We start from the raw sequence: 20515 nt of genomic DNA, 5'->3' as shown, positions 1-20515 counted from the left end.
CCCCGGCGGGGGGCGGTCGATCGGGGCCCCGCGGGCCCCCCGCCACGCCCCCGCGGGTGGCGCCCCCCCTGGTGCTTGCCCGCCACCCGCAGGTCAGGCCGCGCGCTCCGTGCCGGAGCGGTCGAGCTCCTCGCCGTGCCGGCCGGGCCCGTGCCCGTGACCGGGCCACTGGTGACCGTCGCCCGGGCCGGAGACCCCGTTGATGGCCGAGGTGTCCCACGCGAGCGTGTAGGTGGCCGCGGCGATCGCCTTCGTCATGATCGCGAGCGCGGTCGCGTTGACGTTGCTCAGGTCGTCAGCCGCCGAGTGGTAGTTCGGGTCGTGCGTGATCCCGGCGGTGCCGCCGAAGAGCGCGACCTCCTGCGGGGTCTTGATGTCGTCGGCCCCCGTGAACAGACCCGACGCGGGCACGCCGTTGAGGATGAACGCCTGGTAGTCGGAGCGGCCCGAGAACTCGGTGTCCACCCACGGCTGCCCGATCGAGTCGAACCAGCCAGTCAGCACGTCCTCGGTCTCCGCCGATCCGGCGGGGACCTCGACAGGGGCCTCGTAGGTCGACTGGTCCGCGTCGTACACGCCGATGATGTAGTTGGGCGAGCCGACCATGTCGAAGTTCAGGTAGGTGGCGATCCGGTCCAGCTCGCCCTCCTGCGTGGCCAGCTCCTCGACGTACGCGGTCGAGCCCTCGAGCCCGAGCTCCTCGGCGCCCCACCACGCGAACCGCACGGTGTTGTGGTGGCGGGTGTGCGTCTTGGCCAGCCGCACGGCGACCTCGAGGATCGTCGCCGACCCGGTGCCGTTGTCGTTGATGCCGGGTCCCTCCTCGACGCTGTCGAGGTGCGCGCCGAGCATGACGACGTTGTCGTCGCGTCCCTGCCGGGTCTCGGCGATCACGTTGAACGACTCGACGGTCTCCACGTGGCTGGACAGGTCGAGCGTCACGTTCACGACGCCGGCCGCGAGCGCCGCGACGAGCGCCTGCCCGTCGGCCTGCCGGATACCGGCGACGGGGATGTCGACCAGACCCTCCGCGCCGAGGGTGCCGAACAGCTGCACGTCGGCGAGGTTGTTGTAGATCACGACGCCCACCGCCTGAGCTGCGTCGGCGGCGACGGCCTTGTCGGCGAACGGGCACGAGCCGCGGCTGATCAGGGCGATCTTCCCCTCGGCGTCGACACCCTCCCAGGCTGCGGCGGTGCAGCCGAGCGGGTCGGCCGGTGCGACGAGGTCCGCGGTGACCCCGCCGGCGGGAGCGTTGGGCGAGAACTCCATCTGGTCGACCTCGTAGGCGGCCGAGCCGGGGCTGTTCTCGGTGAGCGTGGCCGCGTCGATGACGTCGCGGTCGAACGTGAACGGGTCACGCTCCGTGCGGTACCCGGCCTTGCGCAGGGTGCGCTCGACGTAGCGCGCGCTCGCCTCGTAGCCGGGGGTGAGGGCGGCGCGGTTGCCGCCGTTCTGGTCGGCGATCTTCTGCAGAGCGGCCAGGTGGCCCTGGACGTTGCGGGTGCTGACCTGCTGGGCGAACCTCTCGGCCGGGGTGCCCCGACCGTGCGCCGCTGCCGGGGACGCGAGGGCCCCGGCGGCGACGATGGTGATCGATGAGACGAGTGCGACCAGTGTGCGACGTGGCGTCACGGGCGAGCCTCCTCACGTGTCGGCGTCGCCCCTGGGCCACGCCGTGGGCCAACCCCCTGTCGGCCCAGCCAAGATCAGCACAGATCGGACACCGGGGGAAGGCTCGCGGCCCTCAGCGAACTCCCTGGCCGCGTCGTGCTGCCGGATGGTCCACTGGGGCGATGACCGAGACCACGCCCAGCGACCTCCCGCGCGGCGACCGGCTGCGCATCCTCATCGGGTTCGCCTGGCCGCACCGGCGCGCGCTGCTCGTCGGGCTCACGCTCAGCCTCGCCGCGACGGCCATGGGCCTCGCGACGCCGATGGTCACCAAGTGGGTCCTCGACTCGCTGTCCGGCGGCCTGAGCCTGGCCCGGCCGATCACGCTGCTGCTCGCGATCCTGGTGCTCGGCTCCGCGATCGGGCTCGCCCAGTGGATTCTCATGGGCACGGTGGCCGAGCGGATCGTGCTCGACGCGCGCGAGTCGCTGGTGCGGCACTTCCTGCGCGCGACGGTCCCCGCGGTGACCCGGCGACCGGTCGGTGAGCTGGTCACGCGCACCACCTCGGACACGCTGCTCCTGCGCGAGGCGGCGTCGTCCAGCCTGGTCAGCCTGGTCAACGGCGTCGTCGCCCTGGTCGGGACCCTCATCCTCATGGCCGTCCTGGACCTGGTGCTGCTGGCCACGACGATCGGCGCGATCATCGTCGTCAGCGTCCTCATGGCACTGCTCCTGCCGGGCATCGCGACCGCGCAGCAGGCCGCGCAGGAGTCGGTCGGGCGGCTGGGCGGGACGCTCGAGGGGACGCTGCGGGCGGTCCGGACGGTCAAGTCGAGCCGCGCCGAGGAGCGGCAGGGCGAGCGGATCCTGGCCGACGCCCGCGACGCCAAGGACCACTCGGTGCGTGCGGTCCGGACCACCGCGGTGGCGTGGACCATCTCCTGGGGCGGGATCCAGCTGGCCATCGTGGTGATCCTCGGGCTGGGCGCGTGGCGGGTGTCCGAGGGCCTGCTGGCCGTGTCCAGCCTGGTGGCGTTCCTGCTCTACGCGTTCAACATCGTCGGGCCGATCACCGAGCTCACCCAGAGCTTCACGCAGCTGCAGTCCGGCATCGCGGCGGCCGCGCGCATCCGGGAGGTGACGGACATGGAGAGCGAGCAGCCGATCGCCACCGTCTCCGCCGTCGACGCGCCCGACGACGCCACACCCGTGATCGAGCTGCGGAACGTGACCGCCGCCTACGGCCCGGACGCGGAGCCGGCGGTCCGCGACATCTCGATCGCCGTGCCCCGGCGTGGGCACACCGCCCTGGTGGGCCCATCGGGTGCCGGCAAGACCACCGTGTTCTCGCTGCTGCTCCGGTTCCTCGAGCCGCAGTCGGGCGAGCTGCTCCTGGACGGTCGCCCGTTCGCCGAGATCGGCCACGACCGCCTGCGTCAGCGGTTCGCGTACGTCGAGCAGGAGACGCCGATCGTACCGGGCTCGATCCGCGACAACCTGCTGTTCAGCGCGCCCGACGCCACGGACGAGGAGCTGGACCGGGTGCTCGCAGCGCTCCGGCTGGAGGGCGCGTTCGACGCGCTCCCCGAGGGGCTCGACACGTCGCTGACCTCGACCTCCGTGTCCGGTGGGCAGCGCCAGCGCATCGCCCTGGCCCGCGCGATCCTCAAGGCGCCGGACGTGCTGCTGCTCGACGAGGCGACCGCGCAGGTGGACGGGCTGACGGAGTCGGCGATCCACGACTGCATCCGGGACCTGGCGTCGCGCGGGGCCGTCGTCACGGTCGCGCACCGGCTGTCCACCGTCCTCGACGCCGACACGATCCTCGTCATGGAGGACGGCCGGGTGCGAGCCCGCGGGACGCACGAGGAGCTGCTGGCGACCGACGCCCTGTACCGGGACCTGGTCGAGGCGCTGCGCATCGGGGTGGAGCTGCCCGGGCGGTCGTCGGAGAGCGTCGGGGTCTAGCTCTCGAGATGCTCAGCATGCTGAGGTTTGGCATCGTGGAGGCATGGAGACCCTGAGCGCAGCCCTCGACGCACCCGTCACGTCCCGCGACCGGGTCCGGCAGGTCACGGTCCTGGTCGGCGCCGCCGTCGCGATCGCCGGCGCCGCCGTCGGCTCGGGCGCGTTCGGCGGGCAGCCGATCGCCGAGGCCGCCGGGGGCGCGTTGTCCGCGACCGCCACGCCGCTGGCCCCTGACTCGCCGGCGTTCTCGATCTGGTCGGTGATCTACACCGGGCTGGCCGTCTTCGCGGTCGTCCAGGCGCTGCCGCGCGCGGCAGCCGACCCCCGGCTGCGCGCGGTGTCGTGGTGGGTGCTGGCGTCGATGCTGCTCAACGCGCTGTGGATCGGCGTCGTGCAGGCCGGCTCCGTGGGCGGCAGCGTCGTGGTGATCCTGGCGCTGCTGGCCGTGCTGGCGACGATCTTCGTCCGGCTGGTCCGGATCGCGCACACCGGCGCCGCGACCTCCGTCGTCACCGACGTCACGGTCGGCCTGTACCTGGGCTGGGTCAGCGTCGCGTCGCTGGCGAACATCGCCGCCTTCCTGGCGGACGCCGGGGCCGGCGAGCTCGGCCTGGGCGCGACGGCCTGGTCGGTCATCGTGCTGGCTGCCGCAGCCGCGCTGTCCGTGGCGTACGCGGTGTTCGGACGGACGCGGCCGACGGTGGTCGTGCCGGTCGGCCTGGCCATGGCGTGGGGGCTGGCGTGGATCGGCCTCGGTCGCACCAACGGCCCGGTGCTGGACGACACGGTCGCGACGGCCGCGTTCGTCGCGTCGGCCGTCGCCCTGCTGGCCCCCGTGGTGACGACCCTGGCCGCCCGCCGCCGCTGACCTCAGGGCGAGAACAACCTGAGTGCTGTTCCGCACCACGAGAGCGCCACCCAGGTTGTTCTCGCGCAGTGGGCCGCGGGCGGCCGCGGGCGAGAACAACGTGGGACGCGTTATCCCGGCCCTGGACGCGTCCAGTGTTGTTCTCGCGGCTCGCATGCAACCGATGGTTGCGTAACCGGCCGGCGCGGCGTAGCGTCATCTGCAACCAATCGTTGCAGAAAGCGGGAAACCCATGGAGCCCGGACGCATCGACCGCGAGATCCACGTCCACGCCTCGCCGGAGGTCGTGTTCGGGGTGATCAGCAGCCCGGAGCACATCCGCCAGTGGTGGAACGGCGCCGAGACCGACCTGTCACCGACCCCGGGGGCGACCGGCGAGATCGCCTGGGAAGGCCACGTCGAGCGGTTCACGGTCGTGGTGGCCGACCCGCCTCGACAGTTCTCGTTCCGCTGGGTGTACGACGAGGGCGCCGAGGCGTCCTTGCTGGTCACCTTCGACCTCGTCCCGTCCGGCACAGGAACCCTGCTGCGGCTCACGGAGACCGGGTTCCGGGAGAAGGGCTGGGAGGTCGCGGCCCTCGAGGCGGCCTACGCCGACCACGTCAGCGGCTGGGACGTGTTCGTGCCGGCCATCGCCGCGTACGCCGAGCGGCTGGTGTCGACGCCATGAGCACCGTCGTCGACGACGACCTGTGGTCGGCCGTCGGGGACCCGACGCGGCGCCGGATGCTCGACCTGCTCCTGACCGAGGGGGCCGGCACGGCGACCTCCCTCAGCGAGCACCTGCCCGTGACCCGGCAGGCGGTCGCCAAGCACCTGGTGGTGCTGGACCGCGTCGGGCTGGTCCACGTGAGCCCCGCCGGGCGCGAGCGCCGGTACCGGGTAAACGAGGCGCAGCTGGCCCGCGCGGTCGCACAGCTGGCCGACGTCGGCGCGGCCTGGGACGCCCGGCTGCGGCGGATCAAGCGGATCGCCGAGGCGATCGAACGCAGCACGACGAACTGACCACGAGGAGAGAGGCGATCGAGATGGTGGACATCCTGCACCGGGTGGGCATGAAGGGCGCCACGCCCCACGACGTGTACGAGGCGCTGACGACGATCGAGGGCCTCGCGTCCTGGTGGACGGTGGACACGACGGGGGAGCCCGACGTGGGCGGCCTGCTGGCGTTCCGGTTCCCGCAGGGCGGCTTCGACATGGTGGTGCTCGAGCAGGAGCCCGGTCGCCGCGTGCTGTGGGAGGTCGTGGACGGGCCGGCCGAGTGGATCGGGACGACCGTCCGGTGGGAGCTGCGGCAGGAGGGCGACTACGCGATCGTCCTGTTCTCCCACCAGGGCTGGCAGGAGCCGGTGGAGTTCATGCACCACTGCAGCACCAAGTGGGCCACGTTCCTGGTCAGCCTCAAGCAGCTGGTCGAGACCGGCACCGGTGCACCGGCGCCGGACGACCTGGTGATCTCCGACTGGCACTGACCGAGGGTCAGCCCCCGAGGAACATCCCCGTCGTGCGCTCCTGCGCGGCGCGGGCGTCGGCCTCGGGGGTCCCGGCCGCGATCGAGGCGTCGGCCCACCGCCGGCTGCTGTCGGTGAGGAACTCGCGGCCCGAGCCGGTCTCCAGCCACCCGGTCGCCTCGGCCGGGGTGTCGCTGCCGGTGGCCAGGTGGTGCGCCAGGCCGACCAGCGCGAGGTCCCAGCCGATGCCGACGGCGCCGGGGCCCATCTGGTCCCACAGGGCGGCGTCGAGGGAGCCGCTGTGCTCCAGCGTGAGGCGTGCGCGGTCGGCGCCGTCGGGCTCCACCGTGACGGTGAGGAACGTGGGTGGTCCGTACATCTCCCACGTCAGGGTGAAGGTGCGCGGCGGGGTGCAGGACGTGACCGTGCCGTGCGCGTTCCCCTCGATCTGGTACTCGCCGCCCAGGCGCAGGTCGCCGCTGACCGGCCCGAACCAGCGCGCCAGCCGCTCGGCCGTGGTGCAGGCGTCCCAGAGGTCCTCGGCGTCGGTGCCGTAGGTCTGGCTGATCGTCGCCACGGTGGCGATCGTGTCCCCGTCACGGGTGGCGGTCACGGCGCGGCTCACCGCGTCGAGCTGGCCGTCGGTCTGCACGGTCTCGGTCATCAGGTCTCCTTGGTGCGTCGGGCCCGCTGTCCGCGGGCGATCTCGGTGTCGAGTGCGGCGAGCCGGGGGGTCCAGTACCGGTGGAACGCCCGCAGCCAGTCGTCGACCTCCTGCAGGGGCTCGGCGCGGACCGCGTAGACCCGACGAGCCCCCTCCGGCCGTACCGAGGCGAACCCGTGCTCCCGCAGGACCTTCAGGTGCTGCGACACGGCGGGCTGGCTGATCCCGAACTCGGCGTGCACGGTCTCGGCGAGGTCGCCCGCCGCCCGCTCGCCGTCGGCGAGCAGCTCCAGGAGGCGTCGGCGGACCGGGTCACCGAGGACGTCGAAGGCGTGCACGGGACAAATGTTTCATCCCGCGCTTATATAAGTCAAGACGCACATGCCATCCTGGAGTCATGGAGCTGGAGTTCAGCGGCGAGATCATCTACTGGCGCGGCCCCTCCCCGTTCCACTACGTGCGGGTGCCGGAGCCGCAGAGCGCCACGATCAAGGCCGTGTCCGCGCAGGTCACCTACGGCTGGGGCGTCATCCCGGTCCTCGCCCGCATCGACGACACCGAGTGGGAGACGTCCCTGTTCCCCAAGGACGGCGGCTACCTGGTGCTCGTCAAGGCGTTGGTGCGCAAGGCGGAGCTGCTCGACCTCGGCGACGTGGTCACGGTCCGACTGGTGCTGCCCGGTCCGCGCTGAGCAAATGCGCGGCGGTCCGGCGTGCCCGTGGATATCGTCGGCGGATGCAGCCGACCGCCTTCCCGACCGACGCCGCCGCCTGGCCGGCCTTCCTCGCCGACACCGTGGACGCCGCGCTCGGCGACGCGCGCGCGCTGCTGGCCCGGCTGAAGGACGGCACTCCCCGCAGCACCATCGAGGTGCTCGGCCTGTGGAACGACGCCGACATCGCGATCGCGACCGGCTCGTCGGCCGCCCACCTGCTCTCGGAGGTGCACCCCGACGCCGAGCTGCGGGCCGCCGCGGAGGAGCGGGCGCAGGCCGCGGAGGACCTGGTCACGGAGCGCGGGCTGGACCACGAGCTCTGGCAGGTGCTCGCCGCGACCGACCCCGGGGGTCTGGACGCAGGTGCCGCCCGCGTGCGTGAGCACGTGCTGCGCGACTTCCGCCGCGCGGGCGTCGACCGCTCCGAGGAGGACCGGGACCGCCTGCGGGCGCTGGCGCAGAGGTGCACGGAGCTGGGGCTGGAGTTCTCGCGGAACATCCGCGAAGGGGCGCGCAGCATCCAGGTGCGGCCCGATCAGCTGGACGGGCTGCCCGACGACTTCCGCACCGAGCACCCCGCGGGCGAGGACGGGCTGGTCACCCTGACCACCGAGTACCCGGACCTGCTGCCGGTCCGCACGTACGCCACCGACCCGTCGGTACGGCTCGCGCTCACCGCGGAGCACCAGCGGATCGGCTGGCCCGCCAACGAGCCGATCCTGGCGGAGCTGCTCCGGCTGCGCGCCGAGCGGGCCGCGCTGCTGGGCTACCCGGACTGGCCGACGTACGACGCCGAGGTCAAGATGATCGGCTCCGGCCAGGCCATCGCCGACCTGGTCGAGCGGTTGGACGCGCTGACGGCGTCCGCGGCGGCGCACGACGTCGACGTCATGCTCGCGCGCTACCGCCAGGACGTGCCCGACGCGACGGCGGTGACCGCGGCGGACAACCTCTACTACGAGCAGGTCATCAAGAACGAGCAGCACGACGTCGACTCCCGCGAGGTCCGCGAGTACTTCCGGTACGAGGCGGTGAAGCCGGGCGTGCTCGACGTCGTCTCGCGGCTGTTCGGGATCGCGCTGGTGCGCGTCGAGGCGCCGACGTGGCACGAGGACGTCGAGGTGTACGACGTCACCGACGACGGCCGCGCGATCGGGCGGGTCTACCTGGACATGCACCCGCGGGCCGGGAAGTTCAACCACGCCGCCCAGTTCCCGCTGGTGCCCGGCATCGCGGGACGGTCGCTGCCCGAGGGCTCCCTCGTGTGCAACTTCCCCACCGGGCTGATGGAGCACGACGACGTGCTCACGTTCTTCCACGAGCTCGGGCACCTGGTGCACGAGGTCCTCGGCGGCCACCAGCCGTGGGCCATGTTCTCGGGCGTCGCCACCGAGTGGGACTTCGTGGAGGCACCCAGCCAGCTTCTCGAGGAGTGGGGCTGGGACGCGGGCGTGCTCGGCTCCTTCGCGACGAACGCCGCCGGGGAGCCGATCCCCGCCGCGCTGGTGGAGCGGATGCGCCGTGCGGACGCGTTCGCGCGTGGCGCCTGGACGCGTCGGCAGCTCAACTACACGGCCCTGTCCCACGGCCTGCACGCCGACCCGCCGGCCGACCTCGCCGCCTACACCGCGGCCATCGACGCACGGTTCGGCCCGTACACGCCGATCCCCGAGACGCACCAGTACGCGGGCTTCGGCCACCTCGACGGCTACGGCTCCGCGTACTACACGTACCTCTGGAGCCTGATCATCGCCAAGGACCTGCGCACGGCGTTCACCGACGGGCTGATGGACCCGCAGGTCGGGCGGCAGTACCGCGAGTCGATCCTGGAGCCCGGGGGCTCCGCCGACGCCGCCGAGCTGGTGGAGCGGTTCCTCGGCCGGCCGTCCTCGTTCGCGGCGTTCGAGGCGTGGCTGTCGGAGGGCACGAGCGTCTGACGTCCCACTGGGTGGACGAAAGTTGATCAAATCAGTCAGGTATAACTACGGTCGCACCATGACCTCCACGGCTCCGCTCGTCGGCCTCGCCGCGTCGCTTCGCGACGCCGCCCGGTCGACCTGGTGTTGTCGTCGCGTCATGTGCTCCGGCCGGTAGTCCCGCCGCACGCACCCCCGCCCGCGCGCTGACGCCGGGCCGCTGATCCGATCTTCCTCCGCCACGCCCCGGTCCAGGGGCGGGCTGCCTTCGCCTACCCCCAGGAGACCTCCGTGTCCTTGCTGACCCCACCCCCCACCGTCGACCGGGAGACGTACCGACGCGTCTTCCGCGAGTACGCCGGCGACGTCATCGTCGTCACCCTCGACGGCGACGACGGCCCGCACGGCTTCACCGCCACGTCGCTGACGTCGGTGTCCGCGCAGCCGGCCATCGTCTCCTTCGTCATCAACGAGTCCTCGTCCAGCTGGCCCGCGCTGCGGGAGGCGCCGACGGCGGTGATCAACCTGCTGGACGCCGCGCACACCGACATCGCCCGCACGTTCGCCACGCACGGCGCCGACCGGTTCGGGGCCGCGACGCCGTGGCACCGGCTGGCCACCGGGGAGCCGGTCCTCACGCTCGCGCCGATCGCGCTGCGCGTCACGATCACCCACCGCATCGCCGCCGGGGAGCAGTTCGTGGTGCTCGCCGAGGTCAACGACGTGCGCGTCGTCGGCACCCGTGAGCCGCTCCTGTACTGGGCCGGCGACTACCGCCGGATCGCGTCATGAGCCGCCGTCTCGCGTCCGCGGCGACGCTGCTCGTCGTGGCGGCGCTCGCGGCGGGGTGCTCCACCGCGGCGGCGAGCCCCGAGGAGGGCGCGCCCGTGGCGCTGCGCTACCAGGGGAACGCCGGGCAGGTCACCCTGCCGGAGCTGGCCGACGACCTCGGCTACCTCGAGGACGTCACGCTCGACTGGGTGGGCGACACGACCAGCGGACCGCAGGACATCCAGTCGGCCGCCACGGGGCAGACCGACTTCGGCGGCGCGTTCAACGGCGCGATCGCCAAGCTCGTCGCCGCGGGGTCGCCCATCACGTCGGTGATCGGCTACTACGGGTCCGACGACGTCGCGTTCAACGGCTACTACGTGCTGGAGGACAGCCCGATCCGGTCCGCCGCGGACCTCGTCGGCAAGAAGGTCGGGATGAACACCCTCGGCGCGCACCACGAGTTCGTCGTCAGGGAGTGGCTGGCCGAGCAGGGCCTCACCCAGGACGAGGTCGCCACCGTGCAGCTGGTCGTCGTCCCGCCGGTGTCCACCGAGCAGGCGCTGCGCGAGGGGCAGATCGACGTCGGCACGCTCGGTGGCGTGTTCCGGGACAGCGCGCTCGAGCGGGGCGGGCTGCGGCCGCTGTTCACCGACACGTCCCTGTACGGGGAGTTCACCTACGGCTCGTACGTGTTCCGGGACGACTTCCTGGCCGAGCACCCCGAGGCCGTCGCGGACTTCGTGCAGGGCGTCGCGCGGGCCGTGCGCTGGACGCAGACCCGCCCCCGCGAGGAGGTGATCGACCGGTTCGAGACGATCATCGAGGCGCGCGACCGCGAGGAGAGCACGGAGCTGGTGCAGTTCTGGAAGAGCACCGGCGTGGCGGCGCCGGGCGGCGTGATCAAGCCCGAGGAGATCTCGCTGTGGGTCGACTGGCTGGTCCGCGAGGGCACGCTGGAGAAGGGGCAGATCGACCCCGAGGACCTGTACACCAACGAGTTCAACCCGTACGCGAACGGCACGTACGACGCGTCCGCCGGTCCCGACGGCGAGGCGCTCCCGTGACCGCCGCGCTGGTGGTCGAGGGGGTGCGCAAGGACTTCGTCGTCCGGGACAAGGGCGCCAGCGCGCGGTTCACCGCCGTGCAGGACCTGGACCTCGAGGTGCCGGACGGGCAGTTCCTGGCGGTCGTCGGACCCAGCGGCTGCGGCAAGTCGACGCTGCTGGACCTCGTCGCCGGGCTGACGACGCCGACCTCCGGGCGGATCCTGCTCCACGGCCAACCCGTCACGGGGCCTGCCACCGACCGCGCCGTGGTGTTCCAGCAGTACGCGCTGCTGCCGTGGCGCACCGCGCGCAAGAACGTCGAGCTGGGCCTGGAGTCGATCGGGGTCCCGCGCCTGCTGCGTGCACGGCAGGCCGACGAGCACCTGAACCTGGTCGGCCTGACCGGGTTCGAGGACCGGTACCCGCACGAGCTGTCGGGCGGCATGAAGCAGCGGGTGGCCATCGCCCGGGCGCTCGCGGTGGACCCGCGGGTGCTGCTCATGGACGAGCCGTTCGCCGCGCTCGACGCGCAGACCCGAGAGTCGCTCCAGGACGAGCTGCTGCGCATCTGGCGGGCCACCGGCAAGACGGTCGTGTTCATCACGCACGGCATCGACGAGGCCGTCTACCTCGGGCAGCGGGTCGCCGTCATGACGCCGCGCCCGGGGCGGATCAGCGACCTCATCCACATCGACCTGGACCCGGTGCCGGGCGAGGACGTCCGCTCCGATCCGGCGTTCGGACGGCTGCGCCACCGCGTGTGGTCAGCCCTCCAGCAGCTCCCCGCCGACCGAGAGGCAGCCCATGTCTAGCTCCACGCTCACGCGCCCCGCACCCACCCTCGACCAGGCGCCGGAGGACTACCGGCGACGCGCGGGACTCGTCGTCGAGCGGCGTCCGGCCCGGCTCCGTCCCGCGCTCGGCCGGCTCGTGCGCGGCAGCGCGGCGATCGTCGTGTTCGCCGCCCTGTGGGAGGTGGCGCCACGGCTCGGGCTCGTCGACGCGGTGTTCCTGCCGCCGCTCAGCACGTCGTTGGCGGCGCTCGCGGACCTGGCGGGCAGCGGGCAGCTGACCGCGCACCTGCAGGCCAGCCTCACCCGCGGGCTGGTGGGACTGACGATCGCGGTCTCCACGGCCATCCCGCTGGGCGCCCTGATCGGTCGTTCGCCATCCGTCGCCCGGTTCCTCAACCCGGTGCTGGAGCTGTTCCGGAACACCGCCGCGCTGGCCCTGCTGCCGGTGTTCGTGCTCATCCTCGGCATCGGGGAGACGTCGAAGATCGCGCTCGTGGTCTACGCCTGCTTCTTCCCCGTCCTGCTGAGCACCATCACGGGCGTCCGCACGGTCGACCCGCTGCTGCTCAAGTCGGCGCGGTCGCTCGGGCTCAGCCCCCTGCAGCTGTTCACCAAGGTGACGCTCCCGGCGGCGGTCCCGACGATCTTCACGGGCGTCCGCATGGCCGGCGCCGCGTCGATCCTCGTCCTGGTCGCCGCGGAGATGGTCGGTGCCCGCGCGGGCCTCGGCTACCTGGTGACCGCCGCCCAGCAGAACTTCCAGATCCCCGCCATGTACGCCGGGATCATCACGATCGCGCTCGTCGGGCTGTCGATCAACGCCGTCCTCCTGCTCGCCGAGCGCCGGCTGTCGCGCTGGCGCCCCACCTCCTGACCCTGGAGCCCTCATGAGCCGCACCCACGTTCGAACGCTGCACCTCAACGCCTTCCTCATGGGCGTCGGCCACCACGAGGCCGCCTGGCGCCACCCCCGCGTCGACCCGTCCCGCGCGCTCGACGTCGCGCACTACGTCGAGCTGGGCCGGATCGCCGAGCGCGGCCGGCTCGACTCGGTGTTCTTCGCCGACGGGCTCGCGGTGGGCCCGAACGTGCACCGCAACACCCAGGCGGTGTTCGAGCCGATCACCCTGCTGACCGCCATCGCCGGCGCCACGACGCACGTCGGCCTCATCGCGACGGCGTCCACCAGCTACTACGAGCCGTACCTGCTGGCCCGCGCGTTCGCGTCCCTGGACCGGATCAGCGGCGGGCGTGCCGGCTGGAACATCGTCACCTCCGGCACCGACGCGGAGGCCGCCAACTTCGGCCTGGACAGGGTCCGCGCGCACGCCGACCGGTACGGACGCGCCACCGAGTTCCTCGACGTCGCCCTCGCCCTCTGGGACTCCTGGGAGTCGGACGCGATCCAGCTCGACGCGGCCGCGGGCGTGTTCGCCGACGCCACGAAGGTGCACCGCGCGGACCACGTGGGCGAGCACTTCCGGGTGGCCGGCCCGCTGAACGTCCCGGGCTCACCGCAGGGTCGCCCGCTGCTGGTGCAGGCCGGCTCGTCGGAGTCGGGCAAGGTGTTCGCCGCCCGCTACGCGGAGGCCGTGTTCACCGCGCAGCGCACCCTGGCGGAGGGTCAGGCGTTCTACGCGGACCTCAAGGGCCGGCTCGCCGCGTACGGCCGTCGCCCGGAGGACCTGGCGGTGCTGCCGGGCATCGTCCCGTTCATCGCGCCCACCAGGGCCGAGGCGAAGGCGCTCGAGCAGGAGTTCACCGACCTCATCTCGCCGGACTACGCCCTCCGTCAGCTGTCCGGGATGCTCGGCGTCAACCTGACGGACCACCCGCTGGACGCCCCGCTGCCGCCCATCCCGCCGATCGACTCGATCGAGGGCAACAAGAGCCGCTACCAGCTGGTGCGCGACCTCGCGGAGGGCGAGAACCTCACCGTGCGCGAGCTCATCGCGCGCCTCGGCGGTGGGCGCGGGCACCGCACGTTCGCGGGCACCCCGACCGAGGTGGCCGACGAGATCCAGACCTGGTTCGAGCAGGGCGCCGCCGACGGGTTCAACGTCATGCCGCCGTACCTGCCGGGCGGTCTGGACGTGTTCGTCGACACCGTGGTCCCGATCCTGCAGGACCGTGGGCTGTTCCGGCGGGAGTACGAGGGGGCGACGCTGCGGGAGAACCTCGGCCTGCAGTCGCACGTCAACCGGCACGCGATCGAGGTGGCGGCCAGCGCGGCTGGATGACCTGCTCACCGGGGCGACAGGCCGTACGGTTCTGGGGTCACCGTCCGCCCACCGAGGAGCCCCGATGCAGCTCGCCCTTCCGTTCGCCGAGGCGGTCGCCCTCGCGGTGGCGAAGGAGCCGCTCCCGCCGATGGTGCGGGAGCTGCGGTGCGAGGGCTCGACGATCCACGCGGACATCGACCTGCGCGCGATCCCGGACCCGTCCACCGCCCTGCGCCTCGCCGCGGCGGCGGCCGGCACGGTCACGGCCACGGTGCGGTTCGCCGACTACTCCGCGGGCAGGGTGACGCTCGTGGTGACCGCGCACGCGCGGGCCCTGCCTGCGCACAAGCTGGTGCCGTACCTCGTCGGTCCCATCAACACCGCGCTGCGGGACCGCGGCCTGCCGCCGGGACTGGTGGAGGTGCAGCGCGGCGAGTCGGAGCCCTGGGTGGTGATCGACGTCCAGCGCGCGATCACGACCAAGGTGGAGGGCGCGACCCTCACCGGTCTCGCGCTGCGCGACGCCGTCATCCACGTCGAGGCGACGGTCGGTTCCCTGCGCGTGCACTGAGAGGATCCGCCATGACCCGCACAGTCCAGCTCCGCCGCTACCACCTCAAGCCGCACCTGGTCGACGAGTTCCTCGCCTGGTGGCCCTCGCGCCTGGTCCCGGGCCGGTCCGCGTACGGGTTCACCGTCGAGTCCGCGTACCTCAACCGGGAGGCCGCGGAGTTCACCTGGGCCGTGAGCGCCGAGGGCGACCAGGACGAGTTCCGCCGGCTCGAGCAGGTGTGGATGGCCTCGCCCGAGCGTGCGACCGTGTTCGAGGGGGTCACCGGCTGGAACGACTCCACGGTGATCGCGTTCGTCGAACGGCTGGTCTGACCGCCCCCGCGCTACGTTCGGCAGGTGCACACTCGCGTCCACCACCAGGCTCCGCGGAGCCTGCGGCTGGCGATCGGGGTCGTGGCGGTGCTGCTCGGGGCGGTGCTGGCGGTGCGGCCGTTCTCGTCGCTGGCCGTGCTGGTCGTCCTGGTGGTGACGGGGCTGGTGGTCGTCGGCGTCGGCGAGCTCACGGGCCAGAGCCGGTGGGGGCTGCTACGGGCTGTCGTCGCCGCCGGTGCCGCCCTCGCGATCGTGGTGTGGCCCGGGGTGACGGTCCGCGTGCTCGCCCTGGTCCTGGCGGTCGCCCTGGTGGTGGGTGGCGTGCTCGACGTGGTGCAGGCGCGGGGCGTCACCGGGACGGCGCGGGTGAACGCGGTGGTCGGCGGCGCCACGGCGATCGTGCTCGGCGTGCTGGCCCTCGCGTGGCCGGACGTCTCGGTGCTGGTCGTCGCGGTGGTGTTCGCGGTGCGCCTGGTGATCGTGGGCGTCCGCGAGATCGTCGCCGCCGTGCGCGGGCGGGACGCGGACCTGGGCCGGCTGTCGCTGCGGCGACGGGCGCCCCGCGGTGGCCCGTGGCGTCTCACGGGCACGGTCCTCGGCGCGCTGGTCGCCGTCGCGCTCGTGGCGGTCAGCCTCACCCTGCAGCGCGGGGTGCCCGTGCCGGACGCGTTCTACGACCCGCCGGACGACGTCCCGTCCGCGCCGGGGCAGCTGCTGCGCAGCGAGCCGTTCACCAGCGACGAGATCCCCGCCGGGGCGACCGCGTGGCGGATCCTCTACACGACCACGCGGGACGAGGACCGGCCCGCGATCGCCAGCGGTCTGGTCGTCGCACCGGCGTCGTCGGTGCCCGTGCCGGTGGTCGCCTGGGCGCACGGGACCACCGGGGTGGCGAGCGGGTGCGCGCCCTCCGTGCTCACCGACGGGCTGGCCGCCGGCGCGATGTACGTGCAGGACGACGTGCTGGCGCAGGGCTGGGCCATGGTCGCCACCGACTACACCGGGTTGGGTACGCACGGCCCGCACCCGTACCTCGTCGGCCAGGGCGAGGGCCGCTCGGTGCTCGACGCCGTCCGGGCCGCCCGCCAGCTCACCGACGTCGAGCTGGCCGACCGGACCGTGGTGTGGGGGCACTCGCAGGGCGGTCACGCGGCGCTCTGGGCGGGGATGCTGGCGCCGTCGTACGCGCCCGAGGTGGAGCTCGACGGCGTCGCCGCGCTCGCTCCGGCGAGCAACCTGCCCGCGCTCGTCGACGTCGTCGGGACCGTGGGGGTGGGTCCGCTGTTCGCCTCGTACGTCGCGGACGCGTACACCGCCGAGTACGCCGACCTCCGGTTCGACCAGGTGGTGCGGCCCGGGGCGCGGATCATCGTGCAGGAGACCGCGCAGCGCTGCCTGGCCGAGCCCGGCGTGCTCGTCTCCGCGCTGACGTCGGTGGCCCTGGACAAGCCGATCTGGAACGGCGACCCCAGCAGCGGGGTGTTTCTCGACCGCCTGCTCGAGAACGCGCCGTCGGGCCGCATCGACGCCCCGCTGCTGGTGGCGCAGGGTGCCGACGACACACTGGTCACCCCCGCGGGGCAGCAGGCGTACGTCGACGACCGATGCGCCGCCGGCTACGCGGTGGACCACCGGACCTACGCCGGCCGGGGGCACGTCCCGCTGGTGGAGGCCGACTCCCCGCTGGTCCCGCAGCTCCTCACGTGGACCGCCGACCGCTTCGCCGGCGAGGCGCCCACCGACACGTGCCCCTGAGGGCGGTCAGTCGAAGAGCTCACCGAGGAAGCTGCCGCGCTTCTTCTTCTTGTAGTAGTCGTCCCGGTCACCGCGGTACCGGTCGTCGCGACGGTCCTCCTGCGGGTACCGGCTCGGTGCCGGAGCGGGTGCCGGCACCGGGGTGCCGTAGAACGCGGCCTCGGCGTCCGTGAGCCGCTCGAGCTCGCCGCGGTCCAGGAAGATGCCCCGACAGCCGGTGCACTGGTCGATGGTCACGCCGTTGCGCTCGTACGCGCGCATGTCCGAGCCGCACTTGGGGCAGATGAGGGCGTTCATGGGTCTCCGTCCGTCGGGTGGCTGTCGAGGGCTGAACGACCGGGACACCCGGAGGGTTTCCCGACGACGCGATGTCCCCCAGCCGCGTTATCGTCGCCGGGGCCGCGACGACGAGGGAGGCAGCCGGTGACCGACTGGGGACCGCTCGCGTACCACCGTGACGTGGCGACCCTCCTGGAGCGTGAGAACCCGGTGGCGTTCGGCTCCTTGCGGCGGACCGAGCCGACCACGGAGCTCGAGCAGCTGCTGGTGCGGCACACCTACCGCGTCGACCCCGTCGGCCATCCCGACGTGCACGCGGCCGTGCAGCGGGCGGCGGACGCGCTCGGTGTCACGGTGCCCGTGGAGATCTACGTCGACGAGCGCGGCCAGGGCGCCAACGCGGAGCTGGTGTTCGTGCCGGACCGGGCGGTGCTGGTCCTCACCGGCGGCACGCTCAACCTGCTCGACGCCGACGAGCTGTGCGCGGTGGCCGGGCACGAGCTCGCGCACCACCTGCTCTGGACCGCCGACGACGGCCGGTACCTGGCGGCCGCGCGCCTGCTGGACGCGGCCGAGTCCGACGCGCGCACCCCCTCCGAGTACCTGGAGACCGCCCGGCGCTACCGGCTGGCCACCGAGCTGTACGCCGACCGCGGCGGCATGCAGGCGTGCGACTCGCTGACGACGACGGTGAGCGGGCTGGTCAAGATCGTCACCGGGCTGGCCAGGGTCGACTCCGCGGCGTACCTGCGGCAGGCAGCGGAGGTGGACTACAGCGTGCCCAGCGCCGGCACCACGCACCCCGAGACCGTGCTGCGCGCGTGGGCGCTGCAGGAGTGGGCCGAGCGGGGCCCGGGGGCGGACGCCGGGGTCGCGGCGGCGCTGGGTCCGCAGCTCGACCTGGGGACGCTCGACGTGCTGGGGCAGGACCGGCTGGCGGAGGTCACGCGCTCGCTGGTGTGGATGCTGGTGGCCGACGAGCTGGTCCGCAGCGAGGAGGCCCTCGACCTGGCGCGGCGGTACGGGGTGCTCGTCGGGACCGGGACGCCCGCGCTGACGGACACGCCGGCCACGCTGACCGCGGAGACTCGCCGGTACCTGGCGGCCGTGCTGCTCGACTTCGCGACGGCCGACGACGACAGCAGCCTCGACGTCCTCGCCGCCGTGCTGGCGCTCGCCCGGCGGGTGGACCTCGCCGACGAGCTGCTCGCCCTGGTCGATGCGGAGCTGGGCCTCGGCGAGCGGGCCACCGCGAAGGTCGTCGCCCGCGCCGACGCCCTGGTGACCGGCTGATGCGGGACCTGGTGACGCGCGCGGTCGCACGCGGCGGCCTGCCCGCCGACGACGTCCTGGCCCTGCTGCTTCCGCTGTTCCGGGCCGTGCAGGCGCTGCACGAGACCGGCCGCGTCGCTCCGCTGCGGGGTCTGTCGGCGCTGAGCCACGCCGACGACGAGCCGGTCACGATCGACGTGTCCCTGGCCGGCCCCCCCGTGCGTAACCGCGCGGCGATCAGCGCGGCGGAGTCGTCCGGCGCCGTGGACGTGTCGCATCGCGACGTCGAGGAGAGCACGGTCCGGATCGTCGCCGGCTGGCAGCGGTGGGAGCACCTCGCGGGCCACCACGACGAGCTCACCGACATCGCGAGCCTGGGGGAGCTGTTCGTCGCGCTGGTGTGCGGCCTGGACCTGGCCGAGGAGGAGGACGCCGCGCTCCTGCAGCAACGGCGGAACAACCTGTTCGCCCTGGCGCCCGGGCTGCACCCGGTGCTGGCCACGGTTGCCAGCGCGATGATCGCGCCGGACCGCCGGCGTCGCGCGCAGGACCTGGCCGACGTCATCGTGCGGCTCGAGACGTACCGCGACCAGCCGGAGGACTTCGACCTCGACCGGGTGCTCGGTGCCCGCCCGGACAGCCGCGAGGCGGTCCTCGAGCACCTGCGCGACCGGCTGTTCGACGCGTCCCGGCGCAACCCGCTGCTGCACTTCCGGCCCACCGGTCGGACCATCAACCTCACCGAGGCGTCGGTGCCGCTGGTGCTCGACGTGCGGCACGTGCGGGCCGCACAGCTGTTCACGTGGGGCGGGCCGGCGTCCGCGCGGCTGGTGGACGGGAAGGCCGTCGACGTCGGCTCGCTGGTGCGCTGGGACGACGCCCCGTACGCCGCCGCGTCGCTCGACGCGATCATCTCCTCGGCCCGGCGGGACCGCGCCGAGTACGGGCGGGACCAGCTGCGGCTCGTGGTGGCGTTCCTGCGCTGGCACGACGTGAAGAACGACCCGAGCACGCCCATCGAGTCGCCGTTGGTGCTGGCGCCGGTGACCCTGACCAAGCAGCGCGGGGTGCGCGACGCCTACCGGCTGCAGCTGACCGGCACGGTGGCGGAGGTCAACCCGGTGCTGCGGCACCAGCTGGACGAGCTGTTCGGGCTGCGGCTGCCGGAGACGATCGACCTGGCGTCAGGCGACGCGATCGAGGAGCTGCGGGCGAGCATCGAGAAGCAGGCGCGGGCGACGCAGCCGGCCGTGGTGGTCGGCCTCGTCGACAAGCCGCGCATCGAGCTGGTCCGGCACCGGGCCCAGGTGGCCCTGCAGGCCTACCGCCGACGCCGCCCCACCGGCCGCCCGCTGCACGGCCGACGCCAGTACGCGTACTCGTACCGGCGCCCGGGGTGGGACCCGCTCGGCGTGCAGATCTTCCACGACCGCATCGAACGCCGGCCGATCCCTCTGTCGGTCGAGCTGGGCGACGCGCCCGCCCCGCAGCACATGGTCGAGACGTTCTCCGTGCAGAGCACCGCCGACGACAACCCGTACACCTGGGACGTCGACCTGACCATGGTCACGCTGGCCAACTTCAACTACCGCACCCTCAGCCTGGTCCGCGACTACGACGCACTGCTGGCCGAGCCGATGCCGAACGAGGCGTTCGACGAGCTGTTCTCCGCCGCGCCGCGGGACGTCGCCGAGCACGGGGTGACCATCCCCGTGGCCGACCGGTACCTCGTGGTCCCCGCGGACTCCTCACAGCTGGGCGCCGTGGCGCTGGCCCGTTCCGGCGACAACTTCGTCATCCAGGGGCCGCCCGGCACCGGCAAGTCGCAGACGATCACCAACCTGGTGGCCGACTTCGTCGCGCACGGCAAGCGCGTCCTCTTCGTGTGCCAGAAGCGCGCGGCCCTCGACGTGGTGCACGCCCGGCTGCGGGCGCAGGGGCTGGGCGAGATCTGCACGCTGGTGCACGACAGCCAGGAGGACAAGAAGGAGTTCGTGCACGGGCTGCGCGACACGTACGAGCGCTGGCTGACCGACGACGAGCCGCTGGAGGCTGTGGAGGCCCGACGGACCGCGCTGATCGACGCGACGACCGCGGCGCTGGCGGAGGTCGGTGCGTACGAGGAGGCGCTGGCCGGGGTGCAGGACGTGCTCGACCGGCTGATCGCGCTGCGCGGGCACCGCTGGGGCGACGACCTGCCGCCCGCGCACCAGGCGTTGCTGCCCGAGCCGGCCGACTGGGTGCCCGCCCGCCCGCTGGTCGACGCGCTCGCGGCCGCCCTGTCCCGCGC

Annotated in this window: 21 protein-coding genes; 17 read left to right on the top strand and 4 right to left on the bottom strand. The window is 73.1% G+C overall.

From position 1 onward, the window contains the following. Positions 1–93: 93 nt before the first annotated feature. Positions 94–1635: a M20/M25/M40 family metallo-hydrolase gene (locus RYN42_RS14020; protein WP_315097111.1), complete on the bottom strand. Its 1542-nt coding sequence runs from the start codon at positions 1633–1635 to the stop codon at positions 94–96. 161 nt (positions 1636–1796) lie between these two features. Here RYN42_RS14020 and RYN42_RS14015 point away from each other — a divergent pair, with 161 nt between their 5' ends. The 5 genes from RYN42_RS14015 to RYN42_RS13995 all read left to right on the top strand — a co-directional run bounded on the left by RYN42_RS14015 (position 1797) and on the right by RYN42_RS13995 (position 5924). Further along, positions 1797–3584 carry an ABC transporter ATP-binding protein gene (locus RYN42_RS14015; protein ID WP_315097109.1) on the top strand — a complete coding sequence of 596 codons (1788 nt, stop codon included), beginning with the start codon at positions 1797–1799 and terminating at the stop codon, positions 3582–3584. Between the two features lie 43 nt (positions 3585–3627). After that, a complete protein-coding gene (locus RYN42_RS14010) occupies positions 3628–4452 on the top strand; it encodes a TspO/MBR family protein (protein WP_315097107.1) in 825 nt (274 codons plus the stop codon). Positions 4453–4684: 232 nt separating this feature from the next. Continuing rightward, positions 4685–5122 (top strand): SRPBCC domain-containing protein, encoded by a 438-nt coding sequence (locus RYN42_RS14005; protein WP_315097105.1) that lies wholly within the window; start codon positions 4685–4687, stop codon positions 5120–5122. Then, on the top strand, positions 5119–5457 hold the full coding sequence (locus RYN42_RS14000) for a metalloregulator ArsR/SmtB family transcription factor (RefSeq protein WP_315097103.1): 339 nt from the start codon (positions 5119–5121) through the stop codon (positions 5455–5457). The genes RYN42_RS14005 and RYN42_RS14000 overlap by 4 nt, the downstream gene beginning before the upstream one ends. A 23-nt stretch (positions 5458–5480) precedes the next feature. Next, positions 5481–5924, top strand: a complete 444-nt coding sequence (locus RYN42_RS13995; protein ID WP_315097101.1) for an SRPBCC domain-containing protein — start codon at positions 5481–5483, stop codon at positions 5922–5924. A 7-nt stretch (positions 5925–5931) separates the two neighbouring features. Here RYN42_RS13995 and RYN42_RS13990 read toward each other — a convergent pair whose 3' ends face one another. Together RYN42_RS13990 and RYN42_RS13985 are read right to left on the bottom strand one after the other, a co-directional pair. Further along, positions 5932–6567, bottom strand: a complete 636-nt coding sequence (locus tag RYN42_RS13990; protein ID WP_315097099.1) for an SRPBCC family protein — start codon at positions 6565–6567, stop codon at positions 5932–5934. Next, the gene (locus RYN42_RS13985; RefSeq protein ID WP_315097097.1) at positions 6567–6905 is read right to left on the bottom strand and encodes a metalloregulator ArsR/SmtB family transcription factor; all 339 of its coding nucleotides are present in this window, start codon (positions 6903–6905) and stop codon (positions 6567–6569) included. Before RYN42_RS13985 ends, RYN42_RS13990 begins: the two co-directional genes overlap by 1 nt. Before the next feature lie 59 nt (positions 6906–6964). Between RYN42_RS13985 and RYN42_RS13980 the strand changes: the two genes are divergently transcribed. The 10 genes from RYN42_RS13980 (at position 6965) to RYN42_RS13935 (ending at position 16674) form a co-directional block, all read left to right on the top strand. Continuing rightward, a complete protein-coding gene (locus RYN42_RS13980; protein ID WP_315097095.1) occupies positions 6965–7258 on the top strand; it encodes a DUF1905 domain-containing protein in 294 nt (97 codons plus the stop codon). 44 nt (positions 7259–7302) lie between these two features. Next, complete coding sequence (locus RYN42_RS13975; RefSeq protein WP_315097094.1) at positions 7303–9219, top strand: M3 family metallopeptidase; 1917 nt, start codon at positions 7303–7305, stop codon at positions 9217–9219. A 270-nt stretch (positions 9220–9489) separates the two neighbouring features. After that, positions 9490–9990 (top strand): flavin reductase family protein, encoded by a 501-nt coding sequence (locus RYN42_RS13970; protein WP_315097092.1) that lies wholly within the window; start codon positions 9490–9492, stop codon positions 9988–9990. Then, a complete protein-coding gene (locus RYN42_RS13965) occupies positions 9987–11036 on the top strand; it encodes an ABC transporter substrate-binding protein (RefSeq protein WP_315097090.1) in 1050 nt (349 codons plus the stop codon). The genes RYN42_RS13970 and RYN42_RS13965 overlap by 4 nt, the downstream gene beginning before the upstream one ends. After that, positions 11033–11830: an ABC transporter ATP-binding protein gene (locus RYN42_RS13960; RefSeq protein WP_315097087.1), complete on the top strand. Its 798-nt coding sequence runs from the start codon at positions 11033–11035 to the stop codon at positions 11828–11830. Before RYN42_RS13965 ends, RYN42_RS13960 begins: the two co-directional genes overlap by 4 nt. Next, positions 11823–12686, top strand: a complete 864-nt coding sequence (locus RYN42_RS13955; protein ID WP_315097085.1) for an ABC transporter permease — start codon at positions 11823–11825, stop codon at positions 12684–12686. The genes RYN42_RS13960 and RYN42_RS13955 overlap by 8 nt, the downstream gene beginning before the upstream one ends. 13 nt (positions 12687–12699) lie before the next feature. Next, positions 12700–14052, top strand: a complete 1353-nt coding sequence (locus RYN42_RS13950; protein ID WP_315097084.1) for an LLM class flavin-dependent oxidoreductase — start codon at positions 12700–12702, stop codon at positions 14050–14052. Positions 14053–14116: 64 nt separating this feature from the next. Next, entirely contained in the window at positions 14117–14605 is a 489-nt protein-coding gene (locus tag RYN42_RS13945) for a hypothetical protein (protein WP_315097082.1), read from the top strand. Between the two features lie 11 nt (positions 14606–14616). Next, positions 14617–14919: a hypothetical protein gene (locus RYN42_RS13940; protein WP_315097081.1), complete on the top strand. Its 303-nt coding sequence runs from the start codon at positions 14617–14619 to the stop codon at positions 14917–14919. Between the two features lie 24 nt (positions 14920–14943). Beyond that, complete coding sequence (locus tag RYN42_RS13935) at positions 14944–16674, top strand: lipase family protein (RefSeq protein WP_315097078.1); 1731 nt, start codon at positions 14944–14946, stop codon at positions 16672–16674. Positions 16675–16680: 6 nt separating this feature from the next. Here the strand turns inward: RYN42_RS13935 and RYN42_RS13930 are convergent, their stop codons facing one another. Continuing rightward, positions 16681–16971 carry a zf-TFIIB domain-containing protein gene (locus tag RYN42_RS13930; protein ID WP_315097077.1) on the bottom strand — a complete coding sequence of 97 codons (291 nt, stop codon included), beginning with the start codon at positions 16969–16971 and terminating at the stop codon, positions 16681–16683. Positions 16972–17097: 126 nt separating this feature from the next. Here RYN42_RS13930 and RYN42_RS13925 point away from each other — a divergent pair, with 126 nt between their 5' ends. Both RYN42_RS13925 and RYN42_RS13920 read left to right on the top strand, forming a co-directional pair. Then, complete coding sequence (locus RYN42_RS13925; RefSeq protein WP_315097074.1) at positions 17098–18246, top strand: M48 family metalloprotease; 1149 nt, start codon at positions 17098–17100, stop codon at positions 18244–18246. Then, on the top strand, positions 18246–20515 hold a 2270-nt coding region (locus RYN42_RS13920; protein ID WP_315097071.1), incomplete at its 3' end, for a DUF4011 domain-containing protein. The genes RYN42_RS13925 and RYN42_RS13920, both read left to right, overlap by 1 nt.

The organism is uncultured Cellulomonas sp., assembly GCF_963527515.1.
GTDB lineage: Bacteria > Actinomycetota > Actinomycetes > Actinomycetales > Cellulomonadaceae > Cellulomonas.
The sequence above is the reverse complement of the archived record's forward strand: the minus strand, read 5'-3'. Positions and strand labels throughout refer to the sequence as shown.

What these genes read in the sequence shown, in the direction of transcription:
- RYN42_RS14015 (WP_315097109.1), top strand. Translation starts at nt 1,797, where the DNA reads ATGACCGAGACCACGCCCAGCGACCTCCCGCGCGGCGACCGGCTGCGC.
- RYN42_RS14010 (WP_315097107.1), top strand. Translation starts at nt 3,628, where the DNA reads ATGGAGACCCTGAGCGCAGCCCTCGACGCACCCGTCACGTCCCGCGAC.
- RYN42_RS14005 (WP_315097105.1), top strand. Translation starts at nt 4,685, where the DNA reads ATGGAGCCCGGACGCATCGACCGCGAGATCCACGTCCACGCCTCGCCG.
- RYN42_RS14000 (WP_315097103.1), top strand. Translation starts at nt 5,119, where the DNA reads ATGAGCACCGTCGTCGACGACGACCTGTGGTCGGCCGTCGGGGACCCG.
- RYN42_RS13995 (WP_315097101.1), top strand. Translation starts at nt 5,481, where the DNA reads ATGGTGGACATCCTGCACCGGGTGGGCATGAAGGGCGCCACGCCCCAC.
- RYN42_RS13990 (WP_315097099.1), bottom strand. Translation starts at nt 6,567, where the DNA reads ATGACCGAGACCGTGCAGACCGACGGCCAGCTCGACGCGGTGAGCCGC.
- RYN42_RS13980 (WP_315097095.1), top strand. Translation starts at nt 6,965, where the DNA reads ATGGAGCTGGAGTTCAGCGGCGAGATCATCTACTGGCGCGGCCCCTCC.
- RYN42_RS13975 (WP_315097094.1), top strand. Translation starts at nt 7,303, where the DNA reads ATGCAGCCGACCGCCTTCCCGACCGACGCCGCCGCCTGGCCGGCCTTC.
- RYN42_RS13965 (WP_315097090.1), top strand. Translation starts at nt 9,987, where the DNA reads ATGAGCCGCCGTCTCGCGTCCGCGGCGACGCTGCTCGTCGTGGCGGCG.
- RYN42_RS13955 (WP_315097085.1), top strand. Translation starts at nt 11,823, where the DNA reads ATGTCTAGCTCCACGCTCACGCGCCCCGCACCCACCCTCGACCAGGCG.
- RYN42_RS13950 (WP_315097084.1), top strand. Translation starts at nt 12,700, where the DNA reads ATGAGCCGCACCCACGTTCGAACGCTGCACCTCAACGCCTTCCTCATG.
- RYN42_RS13945 (WP_315097082.1), top strand. Translation starts at nt 14,117, where the DNA reads ATGCAGCTCGCCCTTCCGTTCGCCGAGGCGGTCGCCCTCGCGGTGGCG.
- RYN42_RS13940 (WP_315097081.1), top strand. Translation starts at nt 14,617, where the DNA reads ATGACCCGCACAGTCCAGCTCCGCCGCTACCACCTCAAGCCGCACCTG.
- RYN42_RS13930 (WP_315097077.1), bottom strand. Translation starts at nt 16,971, where the DNA reads ATGAACGCCCTCATCTGCCCCAAGTGCGGCTCGGACATGCGCGCGTAC.